The sequence below is a fragment of the Sphingobium sp. YR768 genome (assembly GCF_900111125.1).
Classification (GTDB): domain Bacteria; phylum Pseudomonadota; class Alphaproteobacteria; order Sphingomonadales; family Sphingomonadaceae; genus Sphingobium.
The window spans coordinates 1-16,774 of the sequence record NZ_FOGE01000024.1; the positions used below are offsets into that span (position 1 = coordinate 1).

Here is a 16,774-nt window from a genome sequence, read left to right on the forward strand (position 1 = left end):
ACCCATTCCGGTTGACGAAAATGATCCCGCTCAACACCCGGCGATCGTCGACACGCGGTTTGCCATGGCTCTTGGGAAAGTAGGGCTCAAGCCGACCAGAATCGACGCTTTCTCACTTTGGCGACTCAGAAAAAGGCTGACTGAAGAAGTGACGGGACACACGGCTTTACAGGCGATGCGATGATCCGGAGGCCCTACTAAAAACAAGACACAGACAACTGATTACATACGGTTGTTTTGGCTATTGCTCAGCACCTGAAGGAGTGGCATCAAAAGAACAACAGGGATGAAAACCGAGCCTAGTTCGCATTAGGGGGGGGGGCTGACTTTGCTCACCAGTGTGCAATTCGGCGTTAATGACAGATGGCAACCGCTCGCCATGCTGCCAAAGCATGATGGTTGTACGGTTCAAAACGGGGGGGATACTGATGAAAATAGTTGGTCCGGCTGTGCTTATTGCGGTCGCCTACTTACTCGCGCCTGATGCATGGGCGCAGGAACAGGTGAAAATCGAATATGACGCGCTTGGCCGCATGACGAATGCGGCGCGTGAGAGCGCCCCAATTCTGGAACGACAGCCGTTTACACCTATGACGCGGCCAGCAACTGAACCAGCGGGGCGGCGTCCGGTGCGAGGAAGCGATTAGTGGTGGTGCCGCTAAATGGGTTTACAATGATCCCGCTCAACTGAAGCTGCCCCGTGCGCCCAAGCGCATTACCTATATCGATGAAAAATGGTGAGTCTTATGACAAGTCGCCTTGCGCTATGTCTTGTTGCCGGAATGGCTGCGTCAGCGGGGTTCGCCCTGGCACAATTGCCCCCCCCGCCCAAGGAGCAGATGGTTGATCCGAACGGAATAGATGCAAGAAACGGAAACGAGACCTGGTCTTTTCCCGAACTCGGCATAGGTCCTGACGGCGAGATGGGATTGCATCTTAGTCGGCAGAAAAATGAGGGGGTCATCCGAGACTCTTTCGACAGCACCTTCCTCTCGCACTCCAGCCCTCAGACCGGTGTCTGGTCGATATCGGCGACGTTTGGCGGAATTGGCGGATCATTCGGTACTTACGGAAAGTCGCCGGGCGACTTTTATAGCCGCGATCCCGACATGTATCAGCATCTTGATGGTGCGGTCGTGAATTTCGGAATTTCGATCCTGGCCGAGCCAAACGAATACGACTTTGAGAATATCTACAAGCTCGCCGACTTTATTAGATATCCGAGTGGGGCGACGACATATCTCCATTACAAAACTGCACAGGTGTCCGGCCCCTATGGCACACTCACGGTTTCACGAGTGCAGTCAGCAACCACCAATACCGGTTATCAGATCAAATTCAGCTACGCGAGCAGTGATCCATACAACGCTGCGTGGGGAACCCGTGTTTCCGCGACAGCTGTCAACATGGCGGTCGAATACTGCGATCCCTCAGCAGACAGCTGTTCTTTGCAGTCCTGGCCCACCACCACTTATTCGCAGGTTCCATATGGGTCAGGCGGTGTCACCCGGTCTGCGAGCCGGCCTGACGGCACCGTTGCGAACATGACATGGGTAAATGCCAACGGTATAGGAGATTTTATCTTGTCCGACACTGCAGACCCTTCATCGGGCCGACGCTATGCCTACACCTCCATCTGGCAGTGCGAGAACCCCAACCAGGATCCATCATCTTTCTGTTCGATGGGAAGTAACAGCAGGGTTTCCCTGTTCACCGACGGAGGCAGATCCACATCCTACACCTACAGCCTAGTAAGCGGAGACATAAGGCAGATCAGCGCGGCTACGTCCGGTATCGGCACTACAATTTATAACTCCGATGGTGCGGGCGCACTGGGCGTCAGAGCGGCGCGCAATGAGTTGTCCCACACCTCCAGCTTTAATTATGATAACAATGGTAAATTGGTCAGGGCGCAGTGGCCGGAAGGCAATTACACGGAATATGTGCGAGACGCTTACGGTCGCGTGACGCAAGAAATCGTTCATTCCAAAGGCAATGCTTCGACCATATCGACAAGCAGAACGTTTGGTGCGTGCGCCTGGGGGGTCTTGACCTGCAACAAACCGACGTCCGAAACGGACGCAAACGGCAGGACCACGGACTATCGCTACAACGCCCGAGGGCAAATGACAGCGGAGATTCAGCCGCCCGACACTAACGGCGTTCGGCCGCTCCGGCGCTGGGAATATGAGGACCGGTATGCCTACGTGAAGGCTGCTAATGGATCATTCGTCCCAGCTTCTTCCCCGGTCTCGGTTCCCGTTCGCGAGATCATCTGTCGCTCCACATTCAATGGCAATATGTTGGCACCTGCCTGCGGGAGCACCTCAGACGAAGTGGTGACCGTCTACGGGTATGGCGGACAGGGAAGTAAAAACCCGCTTCTTGTGAAAAGCTTGCAAGTGACTGCGGACGGCAAAAGTCTTCTCACATGTTACAGCTACGACAGTTTTGGCAATCGTGTCTCGGAAACCTCCCCGCGAGCAGGACTGGCAACCTGCCCCTGATCCACCGGCCAGAAAGGCTTCGACATGCGTATCTACGTGCCAGCCGCACTTGTGGCAGCAGTGATTGGCGGATATGCCCACGCGCAGCAGATCCCGGTTTCTTTTGGAAGAGCCGTCCGCTATGATGCGGGAGGTAGGGTGACCGGGACCATCCTCTCGGATCCTGATGATATAGGCGCACTGAAGTATCCGGCAACACGCAGTCGCTACGACAGTAACGGCGATCTTGTACTGACTGAAAAGGGAACGCTAGACAGTTGGCAGTCGGAAGATGTCGTGCCGCTTCAGTGGCCTGGCTTCACGATCACCGAGAAGGTCATCTATAGTTACGACGCCCAACATCGTCGGACACTGGAGAAGCGGTTGACTGGAAATGACACGCTGGTGGCCGTAACCCAGACGAGTTACGATGCGCGTGGCCTTCCTGTCTGTACAGCCATTCGTATGAACCCCTCGGCATTTGGGTTGCTGCCCGATGCCTGCGTGCTGGGCGCGCCAGGTTCCAACGGTCCCGATCGCATAACCCGAAATCTCTATGATGCGGCGGGTCAACTGCTGCAGGTTCGCAAAGGGGTCGGTACCTCCTTGGAACAGGCCTATGCGACATACAGCTACACGCCCAACGGCAAGCGTGAATATGTGATCGACGCGAAAGGCAACCGGGCAAAGCTGGAATATGATGGCTTTGACCGGCAGGTGAAATGGATATTCCCATCCACAACATCCCCTTCTGCGTTCAATCCTTCGACTCCGGCTAATGCCTTGGCGACGGCGGGGGCGCTCAACGCCGCGGATTTCGAGCAATATGGCTATGATGCCAATGGCAATCGCACCGGACTGAGGAAACGCGACGGCCGGTTCATCTGCCAGAAGTTTGACGCGCTCAATCGCGCGACCAGCAAATTTTATCTGGCAGCAACCGCAGCCTTGGCGCAGTGCCAATCGGCAACGCCTTCTGGCGGCGATGCGGTCTATTATGGTTATGACCTGCGTGGGCTGCAAACCTTTGCCCGTTTCGGCTCAGGCGCCGTCACGTCCCAGGGAATTACCAACTACTATGATGGGCTTGGTCGCCTGTCTTCCAGCAAAAATAATATGGGTGGCACCGAACGTGTCTTGGCCTTTCAGTATGATGCCAATGGCAATCGCACGCGACTGACCTATCCCGATAATAACTACATAAGCTACGAATATGACGGGTTGGATCGCATGACGCTGATCAAGCAGGGCGCCAATTCAGTGATCGGGACTATCGTCTACAACAATCGGGGCGAGCGAGATTGCTGGCTGGCAAGTGCCGTGTCGACCTGCGGTACCGCTGATGCCAACAAGTCCGACTACAGCTATGATGCTATTGGTCGGCTCGCGAGCCTGTCGCACGATCTTGCCAGCACGGCGGCGGACGTCACCTTCTGCATGGGCACGATGAGCGGCACGACTTGTACGCCGTCCTATAATGCCGCAAGCCAGGCGCTCGCCCGTACGACCAGCAATGATAGTTATGTCTGGACCGGGCATGTCAACACGGATCGCGCCTATACGGTCAATGGCCGCAATCAATATGCGGCGGTAGGTAGTTCGACCTATGGCTATGACCTCAACGGCAATCTTACTTCCGATGGCAGCAATGCCTATCTCTACGATATAGAAAATCGCCTAATCGGTTCTTCGGGGGCGAACAATGTCACGCTGACCTATGACCCAATGGGCCGCCTGTTCCAGACTGCGGGAAGCGCGACGACGCGCTTTCTCTATGACGGGGATGAACTGGTCGCTGAATATGACGGCGCGGGCGCCTTGCAGCGTCGCTATGTCCATGGCCCTAATGTCGATGAACCGCTCTTCTGGTATGAAGGCTCTGATCTTGCGACTCGGCGGGTCTTGCGTACCAATCATCAGGGCAGTGTGGTGTCCATCGCATCCAGTGCCGGGTCCAGCGTCGGCATCAATAGCTATGACGATTATGGTATTCCGGGTAGCGGCAATATCGGTCGCTTTGCCTACACCGGCCAGATACGCATCCCGGAACTGGGCATGTATTATTACAAAGCCCGCATCTACTCACCCACTCTCGGGCGCTTCATGCAGACCGATCCCATCGGCTATGAAGATCAGATCAATCTTTACGCCTATGTCGCAAACGATCCGATTAACGGCATAGATCCGACCGGCATGGCGGGCTGTAGCGATATGGGCGACCAAGGCCTGTCAGGTGCTTGCTTTGATGCCTCAAACTTCAAAGATAATAAGGCGGACACCACCAAAAATATCGTTTCTAACGCCAAGGCAGACTCTGCAGTTGCAGCAGCTGGACCAAGCTACGCGGTGAATGGCGCAGAAAAAGGTTATCGGGTTGATGGTTCAAGTGTTTCCGCCGCCGGTACGCCGGGCGATAGGGGTTCGACGGCGACAGTCTCGTTCAAGCGGTCTGAGCTGGCGGGCGCGGATGCGTTTGGCCACTCTCACGCAGAGGACGTTAACGCTACAGAGGCACAACAAGGTATCGTGAGTGGACCTGGTACAGATGGTGCAAATCCAGGGCCTGGCGATGGTGCAGCTACGCTTCAAGCTGGCATTCCCAACTACATCACCCATCAGGGTCGGACTATCGTCATTGAGGTGTCTGGCGGCCAAGCTCGGGTGAGGGTTGTTGGTGGCCAAGTTAACCGGACAGAGCAGCAGAAAATTAGTCAGAGATTAAGGTCAATGCAGAGGATTATGCAATGAAAAGGCCTGTCATAGCACTATTTATATTATCTTGTATCTCCGGATGTACGACAATGGATCGGACCAATGGCAGAAAAGTTATAACTGATTTCTCAGATCTGAAGCAAAAGCTAGGATCTACGATTTACGTTAGGGGTATAGTATCTCAAACGCACGGAGCTGCAGGGCTTTATCTGAAAGAACGTGATCTTCGATTGGAAAATGGAAAATGCATTTTGCCGCAGCCTTTTGAAGGGTTGGTGCACGGAGCGCATGTCACTCTATCCGGAATATTACAAAAAACCGATTGCGGCAAAGGACGAATCTGCATGAATGTTTGTGATCAGTACATCTTGCGACGAGAAATCTCTACGAGGCCATAGATATGTTGATAATTTATTGGTATTTGCCAATATAAGGTTTGTAGCTGCGCCGATAATGTTGGCCCTGACGTGATTTTTGTGACGGATATCATGTTGAGGTCGCTGCGTCGGGACTAGGCGATCGCGGTTCGGTTGGCTCTGACGCACGGCCGACAGGCATGGGAGCCGACACGGGGCGTAGGCTCAGTCGCGAAAACGCTGCCGGTGTCGAGATACGCTCAATTTAATGATTGTGCAGCCACCTGAAGACCCGCAAAAACCGTTATCGTTTGGGCAACGATGATGATCAACTGATGGAGCGCGATCGCGGACGTCAGCTATGGATCCCAAGTCTCTGTTCAGTTTGAGTGATCACCTTAAGGCATTGAGCAACGAGGGCGATCCGCCTCGCCCTATGTTTTGCAGGAGACGGTGGATTTCGAGTATTTCTGGGCGTGACTGGTCGCAGGGCTTGGTTATGGTGATGGAGCCAAAGGCGGGCGCCCGCCAGTCGATCCGGTGATGATGTTCAAGGCCCTGATCCTGCCGGCGCAGCATAATCTATCAGACGCCCGCATGGAGTTCATGATCCTCGATCGGCTGAGTTCTACGGATGGTCTTGGGATCACGACCAGTGCGTCGGGCGATGGCGCATGGGTACGGCCTTGGCGATATCGCTGCTCTGGCTGACCTATCCGGGTTGGGCCGCATCGATCGGGCCTCAAAGCTGGTTATGGCCTGAGCGGGTCGCGCGTCGCGTCGTGGGCGAAGCATCGCTCTGGGATGCTGGAACGAGAATGATGCGCGTGGCCAATCCTTCCGGTTGGCATGCTATCGTTGAGGCTACTGAGATGCGCCGGACTAACGCTGACGCCATACACAAATGCCAGATGGCGGCTGCCAGGTCGGAAAAGATCGTTCGTTGCGCGATCGATATCCGATAAGACGGGTGGAATTGATTCGCCGCCACGCCCATATTCTCTCAACCATCCATCCCCTTTTTCCGCTTCCACCGCAGAGGTGTGAGCAGCTTGCTCAGATCGCCGGAAGGCTTCATCTCATAGCTAAGGCGCGATGACCGCGCTGCGTTGAGGGAAGCATGATTTGACCCAGATTCTCGATCCGCTTGTGTCGCTCGCCTTTTCCTTGCGATCGAGCCCCGGCGTTTATGCAATGTTGCTGGGTTCGGGCGTGTCGCGCTCGGCTGGCATTCCGACGGGTTGGGAAGTGGTGCTTGACCTGATCCGGCGTACAGCTGCTGCGCAATCAGAAGAAACTGGCGATGCTCCTGATCGCTGGTACGCCGACAAATACGGTAAGGAAGCAGGCTATTCGGACCTGCTCGACAGCCTTTGTCGTACCGGTATCGAACGCCAGCAATTGCTGAAAGGCTATTTCGAACCGGATGCGGACGAGCGCGAACAAGGTCTGAAGGTGCCGACGCCCGCGCACCATGCCGTGGCTGAACTTATGGAGGCGGGGCTCGTCCGGGTCATCGTCACCACCAATTTTGACCGTCTGCTGGAACAGGCGCTCGAGCAGCGAGGTATTGTGCCGGTGGTAGTCGGCAGTTCGGATCAGGCAATCGGCATGATCCCGCTGACTCACCAGAAGCATTGCATCATCAAGATTCATGGCGACTATCTCGATACCCGGATACTCAACACCGAAAACGAGCTGGCCGCTTACGACCCGGCGATGGCTACACTCGTCGACCGGGTATTCGATGAGTTCGGGTTGGTGGTCTGCGGCTGGTCCGCTACCTGGGACCATGCGCTACGCACCTCGATCGAGCGGGCTACTAACCGGCGCTATGCCTGCTTCTGGACGACGACGGGTGAGCTATCCGGAGAAGCCAGTGCCGTGATCACCAGTCGGCGGGCGGATGTGGTCCGGATCAAGTCAGCAGACAGCTTCTTCGAGAACCTGCTGGACCATGTGCGCGGTCTTGAGGAATTCGACCGGCCGCATCCACTAAGCGTGCAGGCTGCCGTTGGTGCCGCCAAGCGTTATCTGGCCAATGCCGAACAGCGCATTCGGCTGCATGACCTGTACCGCGACGCTGTGGCGGAGGCGAAGGCGGTATGGACCGGCCCGGCATTTCCGCCCCATGGCGATAGTCCGACGGCTGAAACGATTTCGGCGCGGATCAAGGCCTATGACGCAGCCGGCGCGACGCTCGTCGCACTCAACGCCACGATCGGCATATGGTCACGCGGCGAACAGGACGATCTGCTCGTAGACGCGATAGGCGAGATCGGCCGTGAGCAGTTCATCAACGGCTCTCAATACACTGTCTGGGGCAATCTCAGGCCATATCCCGGCACACTGATGCTCTACGCCGCAGGAATGGCGAGCCTGATTGCCAGGCGGCCGGCATTGCTCTCCCGGCTTCTGTCTGTACGGACCTCGATTATCGGCAACACGGACGCAGCGGCGGTTTCGAATCTTATCGCCTTACGCCTAGCCGAGGCTGAGCACGTCGCTCCCTTGTTCGGTGGCAAAAAGCACCGTGTCCCGATGAGCGACTGGCTACACGATACGTTACGCGAGACGTTTCGGCCTTTCATAGCTGAGGACGAGGACTATGATCTCCTGTTCGACACTTTCGAATATCTCTTCTCGCTTGCCTTCGTCGGGCTGGAAGCCTCGAACAGCGGCTGGGTACCGGTCGGGGCATGGGCTGCCTATCGGCACAAGAACCACGAACTCATCCTGGCCGGCCTGAAGGGGGCCGAGGTTCGCTATGGTGGTAAAGTGTTCGCGGAGGCGTGCGTTGCGCTCACCCGGAATGGCCGGTCGCTTGACGAAAATGTCGCAGCGGTGGAAGCCCATGCCGGCAAGGTCCACTTCTACTAAGGTCCAGTATCGACAATCCTCTGCGCCAAAATTTGTAATGTCCCCGCGAGAAGAGACTTTCGCCATAATTCAAAGTAGTGACGCGGCGGCGTATTTTGATAAAGAGAAGCAAGTCAAGCAACGCGAGAAAGGTCCTATTCTTTGACAATCGCCGATCCAGTAAGCGAACTCCATTCGACCGCGCTCTTCTCGCAATTACGCCTGCTTAATGCGGACTATGCCGACAGGGCCATCACCTTCCTTGAGGCCGTCGCGCCCATCCTTGCGAGCACAATCACTTATTTTCCTTTATATACGCGACACGATGCGCATCATGGCTTTCGGGTTATCAAGCGCATTGAACAGATACTGACCCCTGCAAGCTTGAGTGCAACAGTCCATGAGGCTTTGACCGCACCAAGCATCTATCTGTTGATACTTGCTGCCTACGCCCATGATTTGGGTATGACCGTCTTTGATGACGAGGCTGATCAGCTTTGTGCCGAACTCGGAATTTCGAGGATGCCGGGCTGGGAACTCGACCCTCGGCTACAAGCCTATCTTCGGCGCGAGCACTCTCGACGGGGCGGGTCGTATATCGGTGAAAATGCCGCTCGTCTTGCCGTTCCGGTACCGCTCGTGGACGCGCTTGACCGAATTATGCAGGCCCACAACCTGTCCATCGACACTCTCGAAACTCAGATATCCTCGGCCTATGCCGCTCAAGAGAAGCGGATCGACGTTCGCCAGCTCGCAATCATTCTATGTGTGGCGGACGCGCTCGAATTTAGTGACACCCGCGTTATAGAGGGTGTGTTTGAGGCGATCGCAGCCGACCCGAGCCCGGCGGCCCATATTTCCTATTTGGAAAACATGAAGCATGTTTGCATCGGCGACAGTCTTGCGATCGATGAAGACGGACGGGTCCTGGTGTCAGGGACGTTCAGAGATGCGGCTGTCCTGGCACTCGCTCATCGGACCTTCGATCAGATGGAAGGCTGGATACGGGGCTATTGCGATCTGGATCGGCGCCTTGATCCCTCAAGGCTTCGTATTCGGCCAGAGCCTTTCCTGCGTACGCTCGCGTTCCCCGGCGGTCGTTTCGAACGGCTGGGAGTGCGGCTCAACACACGCAACGTCATCGATCTGATCGCATCGAATGCTGTCTGGAAAAACAACGCCGGTCTTCCGATCCGGGAACTTCTGCAGAACGCTGTGGAAGCATGTCGATATCGGCAATATCATTCCAGCAAAGCAGATGCTTATTCCCCGAAAGTCGACATAGTGTTCAACCGGGCTCGTCATGAAATTGTCATCTCTGACAATGGGTGCGGAATGACCGAGCGCGTCGTACTCAATAACCTGCTTACGATCGGGAGCAGTCGCTCCGCGGAGCCGGGCTACGGCAACGCCGACTATGCTCCGATCGCCCGCTTCGGGATCGGCTTCTGGTCGGTGTTTACGATCGCGAAATCAGCCGATGTGATCACTGCCTCGTTCGAACCATATCGGGGCGATCCGAGTGCTGCCGCTGCCGCAGACGGCATCTCGTTCAAAGTCGCGCTTGATGACCTGCACGATTATACCGTGTTCCATGCGACACCTGCGCGCTGCGGGACGACCGTTACGCTGCATCTTCGCGATGATGTTGCGCTCGACGACATTTACGAACGAACAAGGGAGCAGATACTCTGCTCAGAAATCCCTATTAGCTTTCGGTTGGATGACGAGGAGTCGACCCTGCCCGATCGTCCCGCTCTGCCAGAGGACAGGCTACTCGGAAGCCGGGCTGCGATCGTCGACGAATACGGCATACAGGTCTTCCGATGGTCAGGTTCAAAGGGTCATACCGATGCTTCACTGCTTCTCGCCTACCGAATGGTGGACGGGAAGCCGACATTCTTGCTTGAGTCAGGAGTGTCGATCCTTAACGCTCTCCCCGGTCTCGCAAGGGGAGTTACCGGAATATGCGGCTTTACGGTGCCGCTTCGTCTCCGGCACCTGTGCATAGATTTGTTCCGGGTTGGCACCTGCACAGCCAATCGAACGACGCCACGTGGCATCGGCTTTTCGCTGGACCGAACCCAAATGATCGAGAACGAGGCATCCCTCCAGTTCGAGGAAGAGGTGACCGACCTCATTCATGAGGGTTATCGCGCTTTTTTGCGGGAGACCGGAGGGCAGGATCTCCCAACCGTGGCAGCGCTGCGCGAACAGGCAGCCATGCACGGCGGCAACGTCTATGATGTGTTTACCAAGGACGAGCTGTATCAGGCTGTGCGTCGTTTTCCGGATCTCGCGCCTATCAGACTCTATCCGTTCTCCCAGTCGAAACCGATCTACATCCAACCTGACGAAATTCACAAAGTGCCTGGGCAAGCTTTCCTGTTGCAACAGACGAGGTTCGCAGGCGTCCAGGGTCCGTTGCAGGTCGACCCAAGCAGCAAGGGGAGCATCGGACTTGCGCGCACGCTCGCGCCGCTATCAGGTCCAGACGTAGCCACGGTATATGCGATGGCGACCGAGCGCTCCGCCTCGTGGCTGTTCGATGCCGATCCGAATAGCGCAGTCGTGTTCGTCCAGACTCCGATATACGGGACCGTGCCTCTTCTGCTTGTTGATTTGCAGGCGGTTGACATTCGCAGGCCTGCTGGTGTGCTAGCGGAAGTTTCCGGTCGTTGGAGTGGGGCTGTGTATCTGCGAGACTTCGAACATCCGAACGGCAAGCCCTATGTCTTCCTTGGCCGGTATCGCATCGTGGTCAAAATCGACAGCCGCCTCGCTAAGGAGATTGCCATTCTGGTCCGCGATGGTCGTTCGTCGAAACTCGCTGATCTCGTAGCTGACCTCCAGGAGGACGAGGCTGGCTATCCGCCAGCTAGGTTAGCCGGACTGCTGTGATCCATCAAATCGCTGCAGCCAGCGCGACTGCGGCCTACGTTTGATGCCGTGATCTGACCCCTACTGAGTGGCCCATGGACTATGATAGTCCGGACCAGGAAAGGGACGACGAATGCCGAGCAAGAAGCACAAACCGGAAGAGATTATCGGCAAGTTGCGTGAAGTTGAGATCGTGCTGGCGCAGAATGGTACGACCGCCGAAGCCTCCCGTCGGATCGCTGTTACGGAGCAGACCTATTATCGCTGGCGCAGGGAATATGGCGGCCTGAAGACGGATCAGGCGCGGCGGGTGAAAGACCTGGAGAAAGAGAACGTGGCTTCGCCGGGCGATCTCGGATCTGACATTGGACAAGCTGATTTTGCAGGAGGCTGCCAGGGGAAACTTCTGAGCCCTGTGCGGTGGCGGCGTTGTATCGATCATGTCCGACGACAGCTTCCGGTGTCCGAGCGACGGATATGCCGGGTATTGGGTCAACATCGATCGACACAGCGCAAGGTTGCGCGCGGGGCGGCTGACGAGCAGGCACTCACGGAGGATATCTCCCCACCCAGGTCATGGCCGACTATCTGGCGCAGCGCATGACGTCAGCGATCGACGGCATGCTCTACCGCTCGACGCAAACGGGATCGAAAGGGCGCAACATCATGCTGTTCCCCCCCGCAGCAAGGGTCGAACCGCTCGATCCCATGATCGACATCGAGGCACATGCAAGCTGGATGGAGCCCGAAGATGACCCGGACAGCTTTTCCCTGACCGTCAAGCACCGGACAGAAGCGCACTCGAAATGGAGCAACCAGAACTAGTCGGACGAACGTCGCCCGCCCCTGCGGCTTGACCTCGACAGCCTTTCCCTCGTCTATATATAGGCGACACGCTATCAGACGCGGCAGCGGTCGCTCACCATCTATCCGGCAGGTAAGCCGGCGGCCGATCCAGGCTTTTGAGATTTGGGCGACACAGACGCGCGGGACAGGAAAAAACAATGGCGAAAGACGATTTCCGCTGCGACCTTTGCGGCAATTATGCGCCGGCCCATCGACCAGATTGTGCCTTCGGCGTGAGCACTCGTCGCCCTGCTGCAGGACAAACGCGCAAGCCGGCATCGCCTCCCGCCAGGCGGGCCTGATTACCCTGTGCCTGCCTATGCCGCACCGAGTGCGCTTTTCCTGCCAGCCGCGCCACTCCTCGCCTTCCTCCTTCCGGCAGTGGATCGCAGTCCGCAAGGGCCGAGACCCGGCGCAGCCGGGGCTCGGTCGGAGCACAGCGGAGATAAGAGCCACGGTGCACGCGCAGCGGGCAGCCGCCAGCCCCTATCCTTGCGCGCACGCACCAGCAGCGCGCCAAAAAGGATATGCAGAGCCGGCGCTGCCGCTCTATAAGAGCCTTTCATGCCCGATTACGACTTCAGCCAGCTGAGCCCCCATGATTTCGAACTGCTTTGTCGCGATCTCTTTCAGGGCGAGACGGGCCTGACGCTGGAATCCTTCAAGTCGGGCAAGGATGGCGGGATAGATTTTCGTCATGCGCGCGGCGGCGCGAACATCGTCATCCAGTGCAAGCGGTTCGTCGAAACCGGGGTAGTCGGTCTCCTGCGTGAGCTAGGCAAGGAGGCCGGCAAGGTGGCGCGCATTGCCCCAAATCGCTACGTTCTGATGACCGCAGTGCCCTTATCGGACGCCAACAAAACGCAGATCATAAAGGTGATCGGCAATAACTATCTCGCCAAGGCCGACATCTATGGCCGGGCCGATATCAACAACCTGCTCGGCACGCTCCCGGAGGTCGAAAGGGCGCACTACAAGCTGTGGCTGGCCAGCACCAACGTGCTCGAATCGGTTCTCCACAATGACGTGGTCATGCAGACCCGGTTCCAGGTCGAGAAGATTCATGGCGAGATCAAGCGCTATGTCCAGGGCAACGCCTATCCGCGCGCCCTCGCCGCGCTCGACAAGGACCGCGTCGTGATCCTTTCAGGCCTGCCTGGAGTCGGCAAGACGACGCTCGCCAACATGCTGCTCTACGAGCATCTGCACCAGGAATATGAGCCGGTCGTAATCCGTCAGGATTTTGCGGAGGGCGAACGCCTGTTCCGCAAGGGCAGGCGCCAGGTCTTCTATTTCGACGATTTCATGGGCGTGACCTTCCTTGGCGACAAGGGATCAGCCGACCAGCAGCGCGAATATCGCGCCATCCTCGACTTTATCGAGATGGTGGCGGGGTCCAAGGGCAAGCGGCTCATCCTTACGACCCGGGAGCAGATGTTCCGTCAGGCCTGGGCCGCCTCGGAACAGATACGCAATGCCGGGCTCGACGAGCGCAGGATGGTCATCCACATGGGCGATTACAGCCGGCGCCAGAGGGCCGAAATCCTTTACAATCATCTGTTCTTCAGCGACCTGCCGACGGAGTACAGGGACGAACTTTTGCGAGGCGAGTTCTATTTCAAGATCGTCAAGCATGAGAAGTTCAACCCGCGTCTGATTGAGTGGCTGTCCTCCTATCGGCAGGTGCAGCGCGTCGCTGTGAAGACGTATCAGACCTTTGTCGAAGACATGCTCGCCAACCCCGCCGAGATCTGGCACCATGCCTATGAGCAGCAGATCAGCGACGCGGGGCGTTCTCTCCTGCTTGCCTTGTTCAGCCTTGGCGGTAGCGCCAGCGATGCGGATCTGCGGGAGAGCTTTGGCTCCCTTCACGCGCGGCGCGCAAAGGTTTACGGACTGCAACGCAGGCCGGACGATTTCAGCGCCGCCCGGGCCGAACTGCACGGCGCCTTCATACGACCGACGGTCTACGGCGCAGTCGAGTTCGTGAACCCGTCAGTCCAGGACTGGCTCAACAGCGTCGTTCGTACCCAGCCCGATACCGTACTCGATCTGGTCCTGGGAGCGGCATTCTTCTCTCAGATCGAGCGGATCTGGCGGTTTGCGAACTCAAAATTCGCTGGAGAAACCCGCGATATCCTGTGCCGGCACATAGAAAGGCTCGCACCTCATATCGAGCGGCTCGCGCTTCGCCAGCAGAGCGGCGGCTCGACGGCAGGCACTTCTACATATGTCGGGCCGAGCTTCGAAAAACGCATCTCCGTCGTTATCGAGATGGCAGATGATTTCCGGGCTCCCGTCTTACTGCCGTTGATCGAGGCGATCATCGCACGTATCGATAAAGTGCGCGAAACCCAATATTGCACCATTGCAGACATGATCACCGCCATAAAATGCTATCGGCGCGTGCAGTGGGAGGCGCTGGACCTCATCCAGCCATTTTTCGATCGTTGCGGCGATGAGCTGGTCGAAAGCGCGATCGCTGAATGCAGTTCGGATGAACTGCGAAACATTCTGTACCTGTTCGAAAACAACGACGCATCCGAGATGGGCGCCGAGCATCCATTGCGCGAAGCCCTCCAGGACGCCTATGATAACTTCGTGGAGAACAGCTTTTCCGGCGAACTCGGCACCTGCCAGACCGAGGGATCTTTTACCGCCCTCATCAACGACCTGGAATATTTCGGACGGGTATTCGATGTCGATGTGTCCCACCAGATTTCGTACATTAACGAGGGGCTGGAGGAATATCAGCTGGCCGAGGATCAGCGCGCCGACCAACAGATGGAGGATTACCGGGAGCGGCGCAGCATCGAACGTACCAGTGACGAGGGCATACGCGACCTGTTCAGCTCCCTTCGAACGGAAGGCTGATCATCTCCGCCAGCCCGCACGCGCACCGTCAATCTGGGACCGTCGTCCCCCAAACATATGAAAACGATAGAGGACCGGCCGCCTAGATCTGCAGCCAGCGTTTCATCTGTGGAAAGGGCGTTTCCCGATACCCGGCTCGACCCGCACGGCCGGTCCCAGCGCCTTCAAAAAGGCAGTCGTGCGCGCGAAGACCCCCTCGAAAACGATCATGGCGACCCGAGGAACGAGCAGCCCGGATCCCGGCGGAGAGGCTCGAACAGATATCGTGAATGGCGTCAATCAGGATGCACCACCGCCCAACGGCACGGGCGACAAGACGATCGCAAATTTGCCTGATATCTCCCACAGGTGTCCAGCAACGGTCATGGAGCAGCAGCAGGAATGACAGCCAAGCAGACGCCAAAGCCGATTTCCCAAAAGCCCCTGCCCTCAGGCGTCCGCCTGTCGCTAGAAGCATCGGTCCAGCGCGAAGCGCATGGGCATATGGGACATCCCGATCCTTATCAGATGCGCGAGTTGAGGGCGCAGGAGGTGACTGCCACGGCCTCGATCTGGATGGCCTTCGCAGCGCTCGCTACCCTTCTGGTCACATCGGCCGGTACATTCTTCATCTGGCGGCAGATCCGGTTGACCCGTGACGCCGTGCGGGAAGCCATTGCGGCGACAAATGCCGCGGTGGAGGGCAATAACATCGCGCGCGAAATCGGTCAGGCTCAGGCCCGCTGCTATCTTTCACCGCGAGACGTGAAGTTCCGGATAGACACCTACGCTGCGCCTCATCTCTATATGACCGTACTCAATTCCGGCCAGTCTCCGGCCCGGAACTTCCGATGGACCTTTCAGGTGACCATGAGGCTCATGCCTGACGGCTGGCAGTGGGGAAGCCGCCTGATCGAACCGGGCGGCGGGCGCGATATCGCGGCACAACAGGGAGAAGCCGTGCAACTGGGCATAGCGGCGGCTAACGCTATGCCCCAAGGCCAGCTGTCGGATCTGCTGCTTGAACCGACTGTCCGCATCGAGGCCAGAATAGTCGCCAGATGGTCCGATGTCTTCGGCGTCGAACAGGAGGAGACCTGGTTTTACCAAGCCATCGCTCCAACCGGACTGGACATGGACATACCGATGATAGTCGACTTCCCGGCGCAAGCCTGATTCGCAAAGACCCAGCAAGCGCGGCAGGCGGGCGCCGGACGGAAGAAATGACGCCCCCAAGGCTCGCACGGTGAATAGAGGCTTCAACCCGCGGTCAGGGGAGGCCAAGTCGAAGTTTTGCATCCCGCAGCAAATGTGGGACCGCGTGTGGGATCAGATTTCGCAAAATCTGAAATTATCACGCAGTATCAAGGCGTTAAAGCGCTTGACTGGTGACCCCTACGGGAATCGAACCCGTGTTTCAGCCGTGAGAGGGCCGCGTCCTAACCGCTAGACGAAGGGGCCATGGGCCGCATCGGCGGCTGGCAGGGGAGGGGCTTTAGCAGGCGCGCCGGTCGCGTCAAGCCCCAGTCTCACAAGGCGACCTCATGGCAATGGCAAACCACGCCAAAGCATGCGCCTCCCGCCATCGCCCATTAAAAAACCACCCCATGCAAGCATGGGGTGGCCAAGGTTCAGGGAGGAGACGCTTCCAAAGGGGGAAGCGCCCATATGACACACCCGAAAGGGGGGCAGGTGCGCCATATATTTGATAGATAGGGCAGGTCGCATCCCCTTGCAAGAGGGGCGCGGCCTGCCTTCCATCAAATTTTTCAAACCGTTCGG

At 57.4% G+C, this 16,774-nt stretch carries 9 protein-coding genes, 1 tRNA gene and 2 pseudogenes; 10 read left to right on the top strand and 2 right to left on the bottom strand.

The annotated features are described in order from the left end of the window. Window positions 1-94, bottom strand: a pseudogene (locus BMX92_RS27010) (transposase); the annotation flags it as partial. 745 nt (window positions 95-839) lie between these two features. On the opposite strand from BMX92_RS27010, the gene BMX92_RS20375 reads away from it, so the two are divergent. The 10 genes and pseudogenes from BMX92_RS20375 to BMX92_RS20420 all read left to right on the top strand — a co-directional run bounded on the left by BMX92_RS20375 (window position 840) and on the right by BMX92_RS20420 (window position 16,168). Continuing rightward, window positions 840-2,507: an RHS repeat domain-containing protein gene (locus BMX92_RS20375; RefSeq protein WP_177185166.1), complete on the top strand. Its 1,668-nt coding sequence runs from the start codon at window positions 840-842 to the stop codon at window positions 2,505-2,507. Between the two features lie 24 nt (window positions 2,508-2,531). Next, the gene (locus BMX92_RS20380; protein ID WP_093019955.1) at window positions 2,532-5,234 is read left to right on the top strand and encodes an RHS repeat-associated core domain-containing protein; all 2,703 of its coding nucleotides are present in this window, start codon (window positions 2,532-2,534) and stop codon (window positions 5,232-5,234) included. Window positions 5,235-6,100: 866 nt separating this feature from the next. Next, the gene (locus BMX92_RS28440) at window positions 6,101-6,265 is read left to right on the top strand and encodes a hypothetical protein (RefSeq protein WP_371262485.1); all 165 of its coding nucleotides are present in this window, start codon (window positions 6,101-6,103) and stop codon (window positions 6,263-6,265) included. After that, window positions 6,229-6,519 carry a DUF6118 family protein gene (locus BMX92_RS28445; RefSeq protein ID WP_093019957.1) on the top strand — a complete coding sequence of 97 codons (291 nt, stop codon included), beginning with the start codon at window positions 6,229-6,231 and terminating at the stop codon, window positions 6,517-6,519. Before BMX92_RS28440 ends, BMX92_RS28445 begins: the two co-directional genes overlap by 37 nt. A gap of 160 nt (window positions 6,520-6,679) precedes the next feature. Beyond that, window positions 6,680-8,434, top strand: coding sequence for an SIR2 family protein (locus tag BMX92_RS20395; RefSeq protein WP_093019959.1), 1,755 nt, complete (start codon window positions 6,680-6,682; stop codon window positions 8,432-8,434). A 141-nt stretch (window positions 8,435-8,575) separates the two neighbouring features. Then, complete coding sequence (locus BMX92_RS20400; protein ID WP_093019961.1) at window positions 8,576-11,314, top strand: HD domain-containing protein; 2,739 nt, start codon at window positions 8,576-8,578, stop codon at window positions 11,312-11,314. Between the two features lie 112 nt (window positions 11,315-11,426). After that, window positions 11,427-11,855 (top strand): annotated as a pseudogene (locus BMX92_RS20405) (transposase); the annotation flags it as partial. A 14-nt stretch (window positions 11,856-11,869) separates the two neighbouring features. Beyond that, window positions 11,870-12,118: an RES domain-containing protein gene (locus BMX92_RS20410; protein WP_093019963.1), complete on the top strand. Its 249-nt coding sequence runs from the start codon at window positions 11,870-11,872 to the stop codon at window positions 12,116-12,118. Window positions 12,119-12,703: 585 nt separating this feature from the next. Further along, window positions 12,704-15,013: an nSTAND3 domain-containing NTPase gene (locus BMX92_RS20415; protein ID WP_093019965.1), complete on the top strand. Its 2,310-nt coding sequence runs from the start codon at window positions 12,704-12,706 to the stop codon at window positions 15,011-15,013. A 381-nt stretch (window positions 15,014-15,394) separates the two neighbouring features. Beyond that, window positions 15,395-16,168, top strand: a complete 774-nt coding sequence (locus BMX92_RS20420) for a hypothetical protein (protein WP_143066832.1) — start codon at window positions 15,395-15,397, stop codon at window positions 16,166-16,168. 210 nt (window positions 16,169-16,378) lie between these two features. On the opposite strand, the gene BMX92_RS20425 is transcribed toward BMX92_RS20420, so the two are convergent. Next, a tRNA-Glu gene (locus BMX92_RS20425) sits at window positions 16,379-16,453 on the bottom strand. Window positions 16,454-16,774 lie beyond the last annotated feature (321 nt).